We start from the raw sequence: 14,292 nt of genomic DNA, 5'->3' as shown, positions 1-14,292 counted from the left end.
GCCCCGGCGGATCCGGTCCCCGGTCCGCTCAGCCCCGTACGGCCACGGTGCCGTCCAGCCCGGTTCCCTCCGCCCCCGTGCCGTCCGGTCCGCCGGCGTCCGGCGTATTGGTGGTGGCCTGTTCGCCGGCGTCCGGTGCCCCGTCGGCGTCCGGTCCGGTGGACGCGGCCAGGCGGCAGCCGACCAGGAGCGCCTGCCCGACGCGTTCGTCGCGGGCCCGGCGGGCGATCGCGGCGGTGGCGGCGAGCTCGCTGACCTGCGCCGAGCGGGCGCCGAGGAAGGACGCCGAGGCCAGGTGGTCGGCGTACTCGGCGGTGGAGTCCACCGCCTCCTGGCACTGCTCCCACTCCCGGTGGGCCACCACGGCCTCCCTGACCAGGCGGCCGTACTCACTGATCTGGGCGACCCGGGCGCGCACCGCCTCCGCCACGGCGTGCAGGTGCTCCCGCTGGGGCTTGAGCGCCTCCCTGACCCGGGGTGAGACGGCGCGCTGCCAGCGGCGCAGGTGGGCGCGGCGCAGTTCGCGCTGGCGGGCCAGGAGCGAGGCGAGGCGCCACTCCTCGTCGCGCAGGACGGCCAGCGCCCGGTCGGTGTCCAGGGCCTCGCCGCCGAGTTCGTCGCGTGCCGCTTCCACGAGGCCGATCACGTGCTGGACCTCCCGGAGGAGGGCGTGGTCGCCTTCGCTGAGGTCGTCGGGCAGCACCACGTGTTCGCGGTACCGCTCCCCGGCGGTCCTCTGCGCCCCCGAGGTGAGGGTGTCGGCGACGACCACGGCCACGAGCAGCCCGAACAGCACCCAGGGCATGCCCGGGAAGGGATCCTGGGGAACGACGTCCATCAGCCACACGGGGGCGGAGGCCACCGTGCCGGCGCCCACGAGGACGCCCGCGGTGCGCGTGGTGGGATGGGTGTCCCGGCGGAGGGCCGTGACGGCGACGTAGGCGACCAGGCTGACGCTGGTGATCAGCATGCCCAGGTACCAGCCCGCGGTGAGCAGGGCCAGGGTCGTGGTGAGCCCGACGCCGAACAGGTGGATGCCGCACTCGCGTATCCGCACCAGGCGGGTGAGGACCTCCCCTCCGCCGCGTGGGGGGAACAGGGGCGGGGACTCCGCCTTCCGGAGGACCTCCTCGCGCTGGTCCTCGGGCAGGTCGGGGTCGACGACGGGGCGTGGCCGGATGACGTCCTCACTCATGGGCGGTCCCTTGTGAGTGCTGGGTCGGTCGGGGGGTGCAGGGGCGGGCACTCGGGGGAGGAACCCGACTGGGTAGGAGATGCCCATCCCCGACGCGCCCCGAACCTGGCATCTTGCATGCCTTTGCCGCATTTTGTCCGTACGTGATCCGAAACCCGCTCAGGGGCCATCCGAAACCCGCCCGCGTGCGGCGGCCCGGAGCCTTGGAGGCGCCCGCCGGACCGCTCCGGCGGGCGCCTTCGGCCTTACGTCCTTCCGGCCCTGCGGCCCTGCGGCCCTGCGGTCGGCCGCTACACCTGTCCGTCGCGCCCGCCCGAGGACACCAGGTCCTCGTCCTCCTCCCCGGGGCGCTGGCGGGTGGGGTTGGTGTCCAGCCAGCGCGTCAGGTTCTCCGAGACCAGGTCCACGCCGATCCGCCCGGACCGGCCGTCCAGGTCCCGGAACACGCACTCGCCGTTGCCGAGGTTGCGCAGTACCGCGAAGTGGTCCTCGTTGGGCTCGATGCCCAGCAGGGACATGACGCTCTCCACCTCGAAGCGCTCGCTGGAGCGGAAGGCGAACACCGAGGACAGGCAGTTGGTGACCTGCTCGTTGAGGAGGTCACCCGCGTTCTGGGAGACGAGGATGAGCGCGGTGTTGCGGGAGCGGCCCATGCGGGAGACCTCGGGGACGAGCTTGGCGCCCTCGGGGGTGGAGGTGACCGCCCAGGCCTCGTCCAGGAAGATCGCCTTGGGCAGGTGCCGGTCCAGGCCGTTCATGAGGCGGCGGGCGAACTGGGACACCAGGTAGAGCAGGGCCACGGACAGGCGCTGCTCGTAGGAGTAGTCGTCGCGCCCCACGCCGGAGTCGGGCAGGGTGAGCCCGCCCAGGGTGAACACCGTGGTCCAGCCCTCGGTGTCGATCTGGGCGTCGCCCTGGGGGTCGAAGCACAGGCTGGCCAGCCGCATCTCGGACATGGACTGCAGGACGGCGCCCAGGTTGCGCGAGGCCGCCCCCGAGGAGGAGACGAGGTGGTCCACGACCTTGGCCAGGGAGGGCTGGGGCTGGTTGGCGACGGCGGCGACCGCCTGGATCATGGCGGACTCGCGCTCCTCGCTCATGCGGGGCAGCAGCAGGCGCAGGGTCTCGGTGGCCATGGTCTTCTTGGTCGGCAGGTCGTCACCGAAGGCGAAGGGGTCGAGCAGGCCGGGCTGGGCCGAGCCCAGGGACATGATGCGGGCCTTGCGGCCGCGTCTGCGCAGGAGCTCGACGAGGGACTCGGCGTCGCCCTTGGGGTCGATGGCGGCCACGGTGACCCCGCGCAGGGCGAGCTGGTAGATGAGCAGGAGCGCCAGGGTGGTCTTGCCGCCGCCGGGCTCGCCGGTGATGGCGATGGCGGTGGGCCGGTTGCGGGCCGCGGCGACCATGGGGTCGAAGTGGACGATGGAGCGGGCACGGCCGAGGGTCTCGCCGATGTAGGGGCCGACCCAGCCGCCGCCGGTGTGGTCGACGCGGTCGCCGACGTCGACGGTGGCGGTGGGCATCCCGCCCGCGATGGTGCGCAGCGGCTGGCGCTGGGCGTAGGCGTTGAGGCGGATGCGGTCGCCCGGCAGCGACTCGTTGAACAGGGAGAACTGGTCCCCGGTGGAGTTGATGACGTCGATGCCGATGTCGCGGTAGTGCTCCACGACCGCCTCGACCTGCTGGCTGAGGAGGCGCTCGGTGGGCGCGGAGACCATGAGGCGGTGCCAGCCGTAGACGAAGGGCAGGCGCTCCTTGGTGATGCCGTGCTCCAGCATGCGGGCGGCGTCGATCTGCTCGGCGAGCGCGATGGGCGCCTCCACCCCGGCCTCGCGGATGTGGGCGTCCATGTCGCGGGCGTGGGCGAGCTTGCGGCCGACGTCCTTGGACGCCTTGGCGGGCGGGATGAGCTTCATCCGCAGGGACATCTCGACCGGGAAGGGGAGCGCGTCTGCGTGGTGCATCCACGGTTCCCCGTCGGGGAAGGGCATCAGGTCCGGGAAGCGCGCGAAGGACAGGAACGCGACGTGGGTGGACCCGGCGGGCTGTTCGAGGCGGAGCGTGGAGCGGCCGTTGTGCACGACGCCGTCGACGAGCGCCTCGATCTCGCCGCGCCCCCAGGTGCGCCTGCCCACGGCCGAGGGCCGGATCTCCTCGGCGGTGCCGCTGACGGCGTGCCGGATGAGCCAGGCGATCTCGTCGGAGGTGGCGTGGCGGGCGTGCAGTGAGCTGGCCGCCAGGGCGCGGCCGAGCCGCTCGGACTGGTCGGTCCAGCGGGCGAGCTCCTTGTCGTCCACGGCGTCGTCGTTGATGCCCAGGACCTGCTCGGTGCGCTGGTAGACGCCGAAGATCTGGGAGAACAGGCCGAGGCCGGAGGCGGCGCTGCGCTGGCCGAGGCGGACGCCGAGGTAGACCTCCTTGGTCCAGAAGTCCTTGGCCCACACGTGCCGGTACATCTCGTCGAGGTAGTCGTACCAGCCCGGCCCGGAGTCGGAGGTGCCGTCGAGGCGGGTGGCCCAGTCTGCGGCCGGATAGGTGCGGTGGGCGACCCGAAGGTGGACCTCGGCGTCGTTCATGCGGATGGCGGCGAGGGCGATGGTGATGTTGGTGGCGAGCGCCTGGCGCTCCTCGGGGGTGGTGAACTCGTAGGAGACCGTCGGCAGGCGGAAGTAGGCCCAGGCCTCGCTGTCGCTCAACAGCACGCGGTCGTCGAAGTAGCGGACCGCGAGGCGGGTCGCTCCGCGTGTCCCCCTGGTGCCGGTCATCTGGTAGCCCTTCTGGTCGCGTCACGTGGCGGGGTGCCCCGGGGTGCTTCGGGGCACTCCCCGGAGTGCGTGCCCGGCCGGGCGCCTGTGCCACGCACCCATAGTGGAGCATCGTGCCGGAGCCGTAGAAGCGGACCGGGTTACGGCGCGCCAGAATCTTCGCGGAGGGGGCCGGGAGGGAGCGCGGGTGCGCGCCCCCTCCCTCACGGCCTCGTACCTGTGGACGCCCTCGGCACCCGGACCTCGACGGGTACAGGACCGTCCGTGGCCGGGCCCGTGCGCCGCACCGGCGACGCCTCCGGCCGGCCCGTCAGCAGGCGGTGTCGATGGTGCTCCGGATGGAGGACTTCTCCGTCCGCGTGACGGTGAGGTCGTACCTGTACTTCACGTTGACCCAGGCCTTGACGTAGTCGCAGTGGACGGCCCTGTTCGTCGGCATCCACTGGGACGGGTCCTTGTCGCCCTTGGAGCTGTTGCTGCTGACGGTGACCGCCCACAGCTGGGGCGAGTCGACGTCGTTGGCGAAGGCGCGGCGGCGGCTGGTCGTCCAGTCGGCGGCGCCGGTCTTCCACGCCTCGCTGAGCGGGACCATGTGGTCGACGCTGATCTGGGAGACGTCGCCGCCCCACCACACGTTGTCGAAGGCGCTGTACCAGCGGCCGGAGGTCGGCTGGCAGTCGCTGTCGGTCACCACGCTGTGGCCGTCGCGAACCAGCACGTACTGGCGGGCGGTGCAGGGGCTGTCGACGACGTTCCAGTGCGGGAAGAGGCTTCGGTCGTAGCCGGTCTGCGGGCCCTTGGCCCGGACCGTGAGGGAGTCGAGCTGGCTCTGGGCCGCGGAGTCTCCGGGGATGCCCGGGGGCAGGACGTGGTGGGCGGAGGCCGGAGAGGTCCAGCCGAGAACGACGGCGAGGACGACCGCAGCGACGGCCGCGAACGCGCGGGGGAAGGGGGACATGCTTTCTCCTCATTGAGCGGGCGGAGGAAACAAAGACCCCACTACTGTGCGACGCCCCGGCTTTTCGCGCCATACCTTCGAGGGAAACTCCCGCCGAAGCGGGGATGACGCCCTAGGCACACGAGGATTATGAATCACCCTCTGAACCATGTCCATGTGATTTAGTGCACAACAAAAGTGCGCTCTGTAATGACATTACACGAGGATGACATCCGCAACCGGACGACCTGGGACGATGTACGTACCAATCCACCCGTGATCACACTGGGTGAAAAAATGCAGGTAAGCGGTTGGACAAAAGGGGAAGGGGGATGAGAGGCACGAAAGGGCGAGAGAGTTTCCCCCCATATAGTATAGCTGTCATACCCAGAAAGAACTTTGCTAAACAAAGCTTTTCTCGGGTGGCGAATGAGCCATGCCTAGCCTTTGTTAAGTTTGCGTGTCGTAGGAAAAACCGTCGACCTCAGAGAGGATGAACCCCGACAGGGGATCGGCCATGACTCTGCAGATGGATCTTCCGACATCGACCGCGGACCAGTACCCGACCCGTAAGAGCACCGAACCCGCTCTGCTGTACCGCAAGGACCCCACGGTCTGGGGCTCCGGTGACGGCCCCTTCACCTCCGACGAGCTCAAGGGCTACGACGGCCGCGGCTACACGCAGGTCGAGTCCCTCGTCACCGCGGACGAGGTCAAGGCCTACCGCGCCGAACTGGAGCGGCTCAGCTCCGACCGCAAGCTGCGCAGTGACGAGCGCGTGATCGTCGAGCCCACCTCCGACGAGGTGCGCTCGGTGTTCGAGGTGCACAAGATCAGCAAGGTCTTCTCCGACCTGGTGAACGACCCACGCCTGGTCGAGCGCGCCCGCCAGATCCTCGGCTCGGACGTGTACGTGCACCAGAGCCGCGTCAACTACAAACCGGGCTTCGGCGGCGGCTCGTTCTACTGGCACTCGGACTTCGAGACCTGGCACGCCGAGGACGGCATGCCGCGGATGCGCTCGGTCAGCTTCTCCGTCGCGCTGACCGACAACCACACGCACAACGGCGCCCTGATGATCATGCCCGGCTCGCACAGGACGTTCGTCTCGTGCGTGGGTGAGACCCCGGAGGACCACTACCGGTCCTCGCTGAAGAGCCAGCACGTGGGCACGCCCGACCAGCAGTCCCTGACCTACCTGGCCGACCAGCACGGCATCGACGTGCTCACCGGCGCGGCGGGCGGGGTCACCGTGTTCGACTCCAACTGCATGCACGGTTCGGGCGGCAACATCACGCCGTACCCGCGGTCGAACGTCTTCATCGTGTTCAACAGCGTCGAGAACGCCTGCGAGAAGCCGTTCAGCGCACCCAGCCCGCGCCCGGAGTTCCTCTCCGCGCGTGACTTCACCCCCGCGGGTCGCTGACACGACGACACCCTGAGCCCCCGTGTGGGGCGGGCCCCGAGCCCGCCCCGCACGGGGGCTCCGCTCTGTCCGGCACGGGTGGACCGGCCGGCCCCTGTGCCTCTCCACGGCCTCGCCACGGTTGCGCTACCGGGGGCCGGCTACTGCTGGTTGAGGGAGTTGACCAGGACCCCTCCCAGTGCGCCGTGGGCCCTCTTGGTCGCCGGACGCAGGGCGCCGACGTCGATCCTGGTGTAGGACGAGCCCAGGTGGTCGTCCCACGGAATGCGGACGATGGCACGGCAGCGGCCGCGCGCCACCCGCTCGGCGGCGTCCACGGCCTGGAGGCTGCGCTTGCTGACCCCGTTGACCACGAGCACGGACCTGGCCCGCAGTGCGCCGTAGCCGTTGCCGTCCAGCCAGTCGAAGGTCATGGAGACCGCCCGCTCGGCGTCGGCGTTGGCCGGGGCCACCAGCACCAGCCCGTCGGCGACCGGCAGGGCACGCGCCACGCCCGTGGCCGCCGGGTCCAACAGGGTGATCCCGTAGAAGCCGCCGAGCAGGGAGGCCAGTTGGCTGTAGTCGCGGTCGTCCAGGGTCTGCACGTAGGGATCGTCCAGGGTCTGCACGACCTCCAGGCCGGTTCCGGTCCGGCTGACGTAGCCGCCCATCTGTGAGTAGTCCCGGACGGCCCCGGCGTTGGCGAGCAGGGCGGTGAGGGTCTCGGGGTTCTGGGCGCCGATCCGGCGGGAGAGCCCGTTGGGCCCGGGGTTGACGTCGACGGCGACGACGTGGTCGTCGCGGTGCGCGGCCAGGGTGTGGCCGACCATCAGCGCGGTGACGGTCTGCCCGGCGCCGCCCGTGCAGCCCAGCACGACCAGGCTGCGCGGTCCGTTCAGGGGTGTGCGCAGGCGCTCGATGTCGCTGGCGGGCAGGTCCGAGCGGACGGGGGCCGCGCCGCCGGTGACGACCTTGGCCAGGCGCCGCCAGCCGCGGGTGCCGCCGGAGTCGCTGACGGGCTCCTCCGGTCGGACCTGGGCCGCTCGGGCCTCGGCCGGCCCGGAGCCCTGCGAGGGGACGCCGTTGGGCGTGTCGCCCAGGCGCTCCTGCTCACCGGTGCCGTGGTCGAGTTCAAGGGCGGGCCTGGGCTCGGAGCCGGATTCGGAGCCGGGCTCGGAGGCGGGCCCGTGCTCGCGTCCAGGCCCGGGCCGCTCGGACCCGGGCTGCTCGGGCTCCTCGCCGGGCACGGGCTGGCCGAAGAGCTGACCGATCCTGCGGGCGTTCTGCGCGACCCGGTGGAAGACGCCGTCCTGGGGGTCGGCGCTCCCGTGCGGGCCGTCACCGGTCCCGTGCGGCTCCCGGTCCGCGCTCCCGGAGCGCGCGGGCCGGTCGGAGGCGGCGTTCCCGGACGGGTCCCGGTCCCGGTCCCGCTTCCGCGGTTCGTCGTGGGAGGTCCGGGCGAGGGAGCGTTCCGCGGCCAGGACCTCGGCCATGCTGGGATTGGCCCGGGGGTCGCTGACGGTGCCGCCGTCGCCGCGGGGTTCACCGGAGTCAGCGGGTCCAGCGGCACCGGACGTGGGGGTGTCCGGCCGGTCCGCCTTGCGGCGGGCGGCCTCACGGCGGCGCGCCAGGGCGGCGGCCTCGGCCCTCTCCAGGTCGGCGGCGGTGCGGCGCCGGGCCGACTCCTCGTCGGTGTCCGCGCGGACGTTGGCGTCACCGCGCCCTGAGTCGTCCCGGACCTCCACGAAGCTGACGAGTTCGCCGGTCCCGTGGTCGAGCTGGGTGGGCGGTTTTGGCTCCTCGGTACGCGCGGGGGCCTGCGCCGACGGCTCGTCGGCCGGCTCCACCGTGTCGGAAGCGTCCTCGGCACCGGATGCGGCTGTGTCCTCCTCGCGCAGCTCCTCGGCGGGGATGACCGGGTTGCCCCGGTCGCCGACCTTGGGCTGGTCCGGGTGGCGCTTCCTGCCGTCCTCGAACCACTCCGAGGGGTCCTTGACCCCGCCGTCGCGCCCCCGCGCGGACACGGCGTCGGCGAACTTGGGGCGCGGCGGCGCCGGGGTGTCCGCGGTGCTGAGGTGCTGGTCGAGCACGGACATGTGCTCGTTCCACTCGGGACCGCGGCTCCCGGGCTCCTCGCGCGGCTGCGCGGGCATGGCCTCCTGCTCGCCGGTGCCGTGGTCCAGTTGCAGCGCGGGCTTGTGGGAGGCGGGCCCGGCGGACTCCTCGCGTCCAGCGGTTCCCTGACTCGTGGCGGGCTCCTCGGCGGCCCGGTCCCGACCGGCGGGGGTGCCCGCCTCCCCGGTGTCGGCACCGTCCGGCTCCGCTCCCGTGCGGGACGCGTCCGCGTCCTCGGGCACGGTGCCGCCCCGTTCGGAGGGGGCCCCGGGGGCCTCCGGCTTCGCGGACCCCGCGCGCGGCTCCTCCTCCGGCGCGGCGGAGGAGGGGGGAAGCCAGGGCACGGCGCCGGCGTCGGCCGGAGGACGGCCGGTGGCGGCCGCGTAACGGGCCGCGTAGTCCGACAGGTCGGCGTAGCCCGCGGGGTCCGCCGCCTTCTCGCCCTGCTCGTCCTTCTCCTCCTGCTTCCCGGTCCCCTTCTCCCCCAGCTCCCAGGGAGCGGCGTGGGGACGGCTCCTGCGCCGGGGCGCCTCCGGAGGCCCACCGGTGTCCGGGAGCCCCTGGCCGCGGGCACGGACGGTCCGCCGCTCCTTCGGGGCACGCTCGCGCATCCGGTCCGAACGGCGTTCCTCCAGGTCCTTGGCCACCTGGATGCCCTGCGTCCGCCCGCGCAGGCGCCTGGCGGCGGGTGTCTCCTCGTCGGTGTCGGAGACGGGAGCGCGCGCCACCTCCTCGGCGCGGGCGCGCTCGCGGGAGCGTTCACGGGCGCGCTGCCGCTCGGCCACCGCGTCGGCCAGCTCGTCGCGGTTCATGGCGGCGGTGTCGCCGACGCTGTAGGCGCCCTTGGAGGTCAGGCCGACGGGGGTCTCGCCGGAGGAGGCGCGCAGGCGCGCGAACCACGCGTCGTTGTCGCGCTGCTCCTCCCCCTCGGTCTCGTGGACCGTCTCCCCGGCGAAGCCGTCGTCGAAGCCGCCGGACTCGTCCCGCCCGGCCGCCTCGTGGCCGCCGGGCTCCTCCGGGGGCTCGTACGCGTCCGCTTCGAGGCCGAGACCGAAGTAGTCGAGCACGCGGCGGCCGATTCCGCGCCGGGGCGGCCGGCCTCCGCCACCGGTACCGGTGCCGCCGGAGGAGGCGACGGACGCGACGGACGCGGTCCTCTCTCCGGGAAGGCGCGACGGGCTCCGCCCCTCCTCGGGCTCGGGGCGTGCGGCGACGGCCACGGGGACGCGCTCCGACCGGGCCGGGGCGCTCTCCGGCTCGGCCGGGGCCCTCCGGGCCGGCTCGGCGCCCGACCTGGCCGGTGCGGTGCCGGGCTCGGCGGGCGCGGTGCCCGACCTGGCCGGTACTCCCGCCGCCTCCGCCGTTCGCTCTGTTCGCTCCCGGCCCTTCGCGCTCCTGACGTCCTTCTTCGCGCCCCGTGCGCTCCTCAGCCTCGCGGGCGCCTCGGCCGGAGTCCGCTCGACCCGGGACGCCGTCCTCTCGGCCGCGGTCCTCTCCGCCGGGGGCCGCCCGGATCCGACCGGCGTGTACACCGGCTCGTCCTCGGCCACCGGACCGTGGTCGGCGGGAACGGCCACGCCCCGCAGCGGGGGCGCCTCGGAGCGGTCGGGGCGCGCGGAGGCGCCCCGGCTCCGGACGGAGGCCTCCTCGGCCTCGGTCGCGACCGCCTCGCGCACCGCATCACGCTCGGCACGGCGCCGCCGCCCCGTCATGGGCAGCGGACCGGCCTCGGGGGCGCGGTGCCACACACGCACCGAAACCCGGGCCTCGGACGGCTCGTACTCGGGCGCCAGGCGGTTGTACACCCGCGACTCGGTGAGGAAGCGCGCCTGCGAGATGAGCAGTTCGGTGAGGCGCTTGCCCTCGACCACCGGCCGTGTGGCCAGCACCGTGATCACTCCGGGCGGGACCACCCACAGGACCAGGTGCCAGCCGTTGCCGAACACGAACGGCGCGTTGAGGACGCTGAGCAGGACCACCCAGAGCGCGAACACGCCCAGGGCCACCCCGAAGGTGCCCACCGGGAGCGGCATGGGCAGCCGGAAATCGTAGAGCTTGTAGAGCCGCTTCTCGATACGCCAGATGTTGGTGTACGTGGGCAGATCCACGTTCCCGGCCTCCCTCGCCTATTCCGTCGACACGCCCATCGCTCGGGCGATGGCCACCGCGATGACCTCGATGATGCCGGGGACGTAGAAGACGATCCCGATGAAGATCGCCAAAATGATGAACTGCGCGAACCGTGTGATCTCCCTCGTGAACAGGAAGAACACCGCCACGATGGACACGATGACGAGGAAGAGGGGTCCGAAGAACCCGCGCAGGAAGTCGGCGAGGCCGCCGGTGTCGGGGGCGTCCTGGGTGGCCTCCGCCGCGAGGAAGAGCAGGTCGGCACCTCCGGCGGCGTGGAACACGTCCGATGTGGAGGACATCAGGGGGAGCATGTCAGGAGCCACCCCCCGGTGTCGTTGCTGGTGTGCGCATGATCCTTCTCTTCTCCTTGCCTACAGGCCCCGTCACTCGCCGAACGAGCGCGGGGCACCCTGGATGTCACGCACGTGCCACTCACTGCCGGAGTCCACGACGGTGACCAGGTAGTTCTGCGTCAACTGTCCGGTTTCGTCCCCGTCGGAGGCCGGGAGGTTCCACCGGACGGTGACCGCTGCCTGTCGTATGTCATCATTCCCGCTCGAGCTCTGGGTTGGCACCGTAATATCGGACAGTTCGGCGAATTCCAGACTGTTTTCCGGAAGCGGGGTAATCGTGGCACCCGGTTCCAGGTAGCGCTCCAGGTGCGCCGGCTCCCCCGCGTAGGCCTCGAAGAAGCCGGGCAGCACCTCCTCCAGCTGCTCCCGCGCGCGCGGGTCGGTCTCGAAGGAGGAGCCCTCGGGCAGGGAGGCCTGGGTGGGCGCGGCCAGCAGGGCGGGGCTGCCGGACACCACCAGGGAGTCGCCGTCGGCGTAGACGGGCACGTCCAGGCGCATGGGCTCGCCGTTGACGTCGGCACGCACGACGACGAGGGCGTTGTGGTCGTCCGCCACGTCCACCGCGACGACCGCGAGGTTCTCGCCGGTGAGGCTGTCGGCCGGGACGTCGAGGTCGGCGGCCTCCCCCTCGGGGACGAACGCCGCCAGGTCGGACAGGCGCTCCTCGGGGTCGGCGGTGTCGAGGTAGGTCTCGGCGAAGCGGAGGCCGAAGCCCGCGGCGGCGGTCTCCGGATAGGTGACGGTGTCGCCGCTCCCGGGCTCCTCCGCCGTCTCGGGCAGGGCGAAGCCGCCGCGCAGGGGGAACCAGATGCCGTTGAAGACGACGACGATGATGAACGCCCACAGGACGGCGCGTCCCACGCCGACCCACCAGCGTCCGCCGGCTCCCGCACGCAGCTTCCGGGCGCGGGGGGCGTCGAACTCCCCGCCGCCGTCCTCCCGGTCACGCGCGGCGGTGCCGCGCCGTGACGCACTCGCCATCCCCGCCTCCTGCACACAGTTCCGTGCCGCCCGCTCTGGGCGGCGTATCCGCCATGCCTTGTCTACCCCATCCCTATAGTGAGGCATTGTGCGGGTTGGGAGCGTCCTTGGTGACTCCGCGTTTCCCCCTCAACCGCACATTGCGTGCACTGGTTGAACTTCTCAAAAGGTGCACAATACGGCAATAGTCCAGCTAACTCACCCTGTGGTTGTGCACTTCGGCGCAATTCTGGTCGGACCGGAAAGGGGTTAGTTTCCCCTCGGAGAGCAGGATGTGTCCCCGGGGGCCGGGGAACCGCTGCCCGGGCGCCACCGATCGACCGATCGGGCCGATCCGGTCCCCAGCGCGGGTCCACCGTGTGCACCCGGGGACATGTCCTAGATTGACGTCATGCTCCGATACCTCGCAGCCCGGGTGTTCTGGTCCCTCAGCCGGTGGAAGCTGGCCACCGGGCCCAAGCCCGACCGCCCCACCGTGCTGATCGGTGCTCCGCACACCTCCAACTGGGATTTCGTGTTGATGCTCGCCATTTCCTGGCGCCTCCGCCTGGAGCTGCACTGGCTGGGGAAGCAGAGCCTGTTCACGGGCTGGCGCGGCCCGGTCATGCGCGCGCTCGGTGGGATTCCCGTCGATCGTGCGAATCCCAGCCGGGTCGTCGACGACGTCGTCCGGCGCGTGCGGTCCGGCGAGACCTTCGGCCTGGTCATCACCCCCGACGGCACCCGCAGGGCGCACACGCACTGGAAGTCCGGCTTCTACCGCGTCGCCCGCGAGACGGGGATGCCGGTGACGCTCGGTTTCGTCGACCGCACCACGATGACCACCGGGCTCGGCCCGACCTTCGAGCTGACCGGCGACGTCGCGAAGGACATGGACCGCATCCGCTCCTTCTACGCCGACAAGGCGGGGCACAGACCGGAGCGTCGCGTCGAACCGCGCTTGCGCGAGGAGGGCGGCTCCGGCTGACCCGCGTCCGGGCCCGACGACCGATCTGAGGAATACCATGCCCGGAGCACGCGAAGGGGGCCGCGTGGACGCGCACTCGGCGCGTCCACGCGGCCCCCTCTCCGACCCGCGGCCGGATCAGACGTTGAAGCGGAACTCCACCACGTCGCCGTCGGCCATCACGTAGTCCTTGCCCTCCATGCGGACCTTGCCCGCGGCACGGGCGGCCTGCATGTCGCCCGCCTCGACCAAGTCGTCGAAGGAGACCACCTCGGCCTTGATGAAGCCGCGCTGGAAGTCGGTGTGGATGACACCGGCCGCCTCGGGCGCGGTGGCGCCCTTGCGGATCGTCCAGGCGCGGGCCTCCTTGGGCCCGGCGGTCAGGTAGGTCTGTAGGCCGAGGGTGGAGAAGCCGACCCGGGCCAGCTGCACCAGGCCCGACTCGGTCTGGCCCATGGACTCCAGCAGCTCCTGCGCCTCGTCCTCGTCCAGCTCGATCAGCTCGGCCTCGATCTTGGCGTCCACGAAGACCGCCTCGGCCGGGGCGACGAGGTCCTGGAGCTTGGTGCGCAGGGCCTCGTCGGCGAGCTCGTCGGTGTCGAGGTTGAACACGTAGATGAACGGCTTGACCGTGAGCAGGCTCAGCTCACGCAGGCGTTCCAGGTCCACGTCCTTGGCCACGGACAGCGAGGTGCCCTCGTTGAGGACCTCCTGGGCGTCGCGGGCGGCCTGGAGCAGCTCCTGGGCGTCCTTGTCCTTGGCGTTGCGCTTGGCGTCCTTCTCCAGGCGCGGGATCGCCTTCTCCAGGGTCTGGAGGTCGGCGAGGATCAGCTCGGTGTTGATCGTCTCGATGTCGCGGGAGGGCTCGACGTCGCCGTCGACGTGCGTGACGTCGGGGTCGTCGAAGGCCCGGATCACCTGGCAGATGGCGTCGCTCTCGCGGATGTTGGCGAGGAACTTGTTGCCCAGGCCCTCACCGGTGGAGGCACCGCGCACGATACCCGCGATGTCGACGAAGTCCACCGTCGCCGGGAGGATCTTCGCCGAGCCGAAGATCTCGGCCAGCTTCCCGAGCCGGGCGTCAGGCACGCCCACGACTCCGACGTTGGGCTCGATGGTCGCGAACGGGTAGTTCGCTGACAGAGCGTCGTTCTTGGTCAGCGCGTTGAAGAGGGTGGACTTGCCGACGTTGGGCAGGCCGACGATCCCGATAGACAGACTCACAAGACCAGAGTCTATGCGGCTCCGCGAAGGGGACGGTCCGTCTCCGGCGGGAAGGCTCGAACGGAAGAGCGGGATCAATCACCGAAACACTGTGCACAGGAACCGCTACCCACAGTAGGTTCGACGGATGCTGCCAGGGCTCCGGGGACGGAGGCCGTCCGGTGCGCACGGGCCACCCGTCGCTCACCCGGCCCCGTCCACGGACCGAGACACGGCCTCTTGGCACGGGAGAACGACC

The 14,292-nt window shown here is 71.6% G+C and carries 9 protein-coding genes; 2 read left to right on the top strand and 7 right to left on the bottom strand.

What is annotated here, in order from left to right:
* Window positions 1–28: 28 nt before the first annotated feature.
* The 3 genes from NOSIN_RS00625 to NOSIN_RS00615 form a co-directional block, all read right to left on the bottom strand.
* Window positions 29–1,195 carry a hypothetical protein gene (locus NOSIN_RS00625; RefSeq protein WP_227014737.1) on the bottom strand — a complete coding sequence of 389 codons (1,167 nt, stop codon included), beginning with the start codon at window positions 1,193–1,195 and terminating at the stop codon, window positions 29–31.
* Window positions 1,196–1,485: 290 nt separating this feature from the next.
* Window positions 1,486–3,960, bottom strand: coding sequence for an ATP-binding protein (locus NOSIN_RS00620; RefSeq protein WP_077688869.1), 2,475 nt, complete (start codon window positions 3,958–3,960; stop codon window positions 1,486–1,488).
* Window positions 3,961–4,270: 310 nt separating this feature from the next.
* Window positions 4,271–4,918 (bottom strand): HNH endonuclease family protein, encoded by a 648-nt coding sequence (locus tag NOSIN_RS00615; protein WP_077688868.1) that lies wholly within the window; start codon window positions 4,916–4,918, stop codon window positions 4,271–4,273.
* A 496-nt stretch (window positions 4,919–5,414) separates the two neighbouring features.
* On the opposite strand from NOSIN_RS00615, the gene thpD reads away from it, so the two are divergent.
* The gene (gene thpD, locus NOSIN_RS00610; protein ID WP_171986538.1) at window positions 5,415–6,323 is read left to right on the top strand and encodes an ectoine hydroxylase; all 909 of its coding nucleotides are present in this window, start codon (window positions 5,415–5,417) and stop codon (window positions 6,321–6,323) included.
* 140 nt (window positions 6,324–6,463) lie between these two features.
* Here the strand turns inward: thpD and NOSIN_RS00605 are convergent, their stop codons facing one another.
* The 3 genes from NOSIN_RS00605 to NOSIN_RS00595 all read right to left on the bottom strand — a co-directional run bounded on the left by NOSIN_RS00605 (window position 6,464) and on the right by NOSIN_RS00595 (window position 11,884).
* Window positions 6,464–10,525, bottom strand: coding sequence for a TcpE family conjugal transfer membrane protein (locus NOSIN_RS00605; RefSeq protein ID WP_077688867.1), 4,062 nt, complete (start codon window positions 10,523–10,525; stop codon window positions 6,464–6,466).
* Between the two features lie 18 nt (window positions 10,526–10,543).
* A complete protein-coding gene (locus NOSIN_RS00600; RefSeq protein WP_077688866.1) occupies window positions 10,544–10,861 on the bottom strand; it encodes a hypothetical protein in 318 nt (105 codons plus the stop codon).
* A 72-nt stretch (window positions 10,862–10,933) separates the two neighbouring features.
* Window positions 10,934–11,884: a conjugal transfer protein gene (locus NOSIN_RS00595; protein ID WP_077688865.1), complete on the bottom strand. Its 951-nt coding sequence runs from the start codon at window positions 11,882–11,884 to the stop codon at window positions 10,934–10,936.
* A 391-nt stretch (window positions 11,885–12,275) separates the two neighbouring features.
* Here NOSIN_RS00595 and NOSIN_RS00590 point away from each other — a divergent pair, with 391 nt between their 5' ends.
* Window positions 12,276–12,851: a 1-acyl-sn-glycerol-3-phosphate acyltransferase gene (locus tag NOSIN_RS00590; protein ID WP_077688864.1), complete on the top strand. Its 576-nt coding sequence runs from the start codon at window positions 12,276–12,278 to the stop codon at window positions 12,849–12,851.
* A 117-nt stretch (window positions 12,852–12,968) separates the two neighbouring features.
* On the opposite strand, the gene ychF is transcribed toward NOSIN_RS00590, so the two are convergent.
* A complete protein-coding gene (ychF, locus tag NOSIN_RS00585) occupies window positions 12,969–14,054 on the bottom strand; it encodes a redox-regulated ATPase YchF (RefSeq protein ID WP_077688863.1) in 1,086 nt (361 codons plus the stop codon).
* Between the last annotated feature and the right edge of the window lie 238 nt (window positions 14,055–14,292).

Origin of the sequence: Nocardiopsis sinuspersici, assembly GCF_001998325.1 — a bacterium.
GTDB lineage: Bacteria > Actinomycetota > Actinomycetes > Streptosporangiales > Streptosporangiaceae > Nocardiopsis > Nocardiopsis sinuspersici.
The sequence above is the reverse complement of the archived record's forward strand: the minus strand, read 5'-3'. Positions and strand labels throughout refer to the sequence as shown.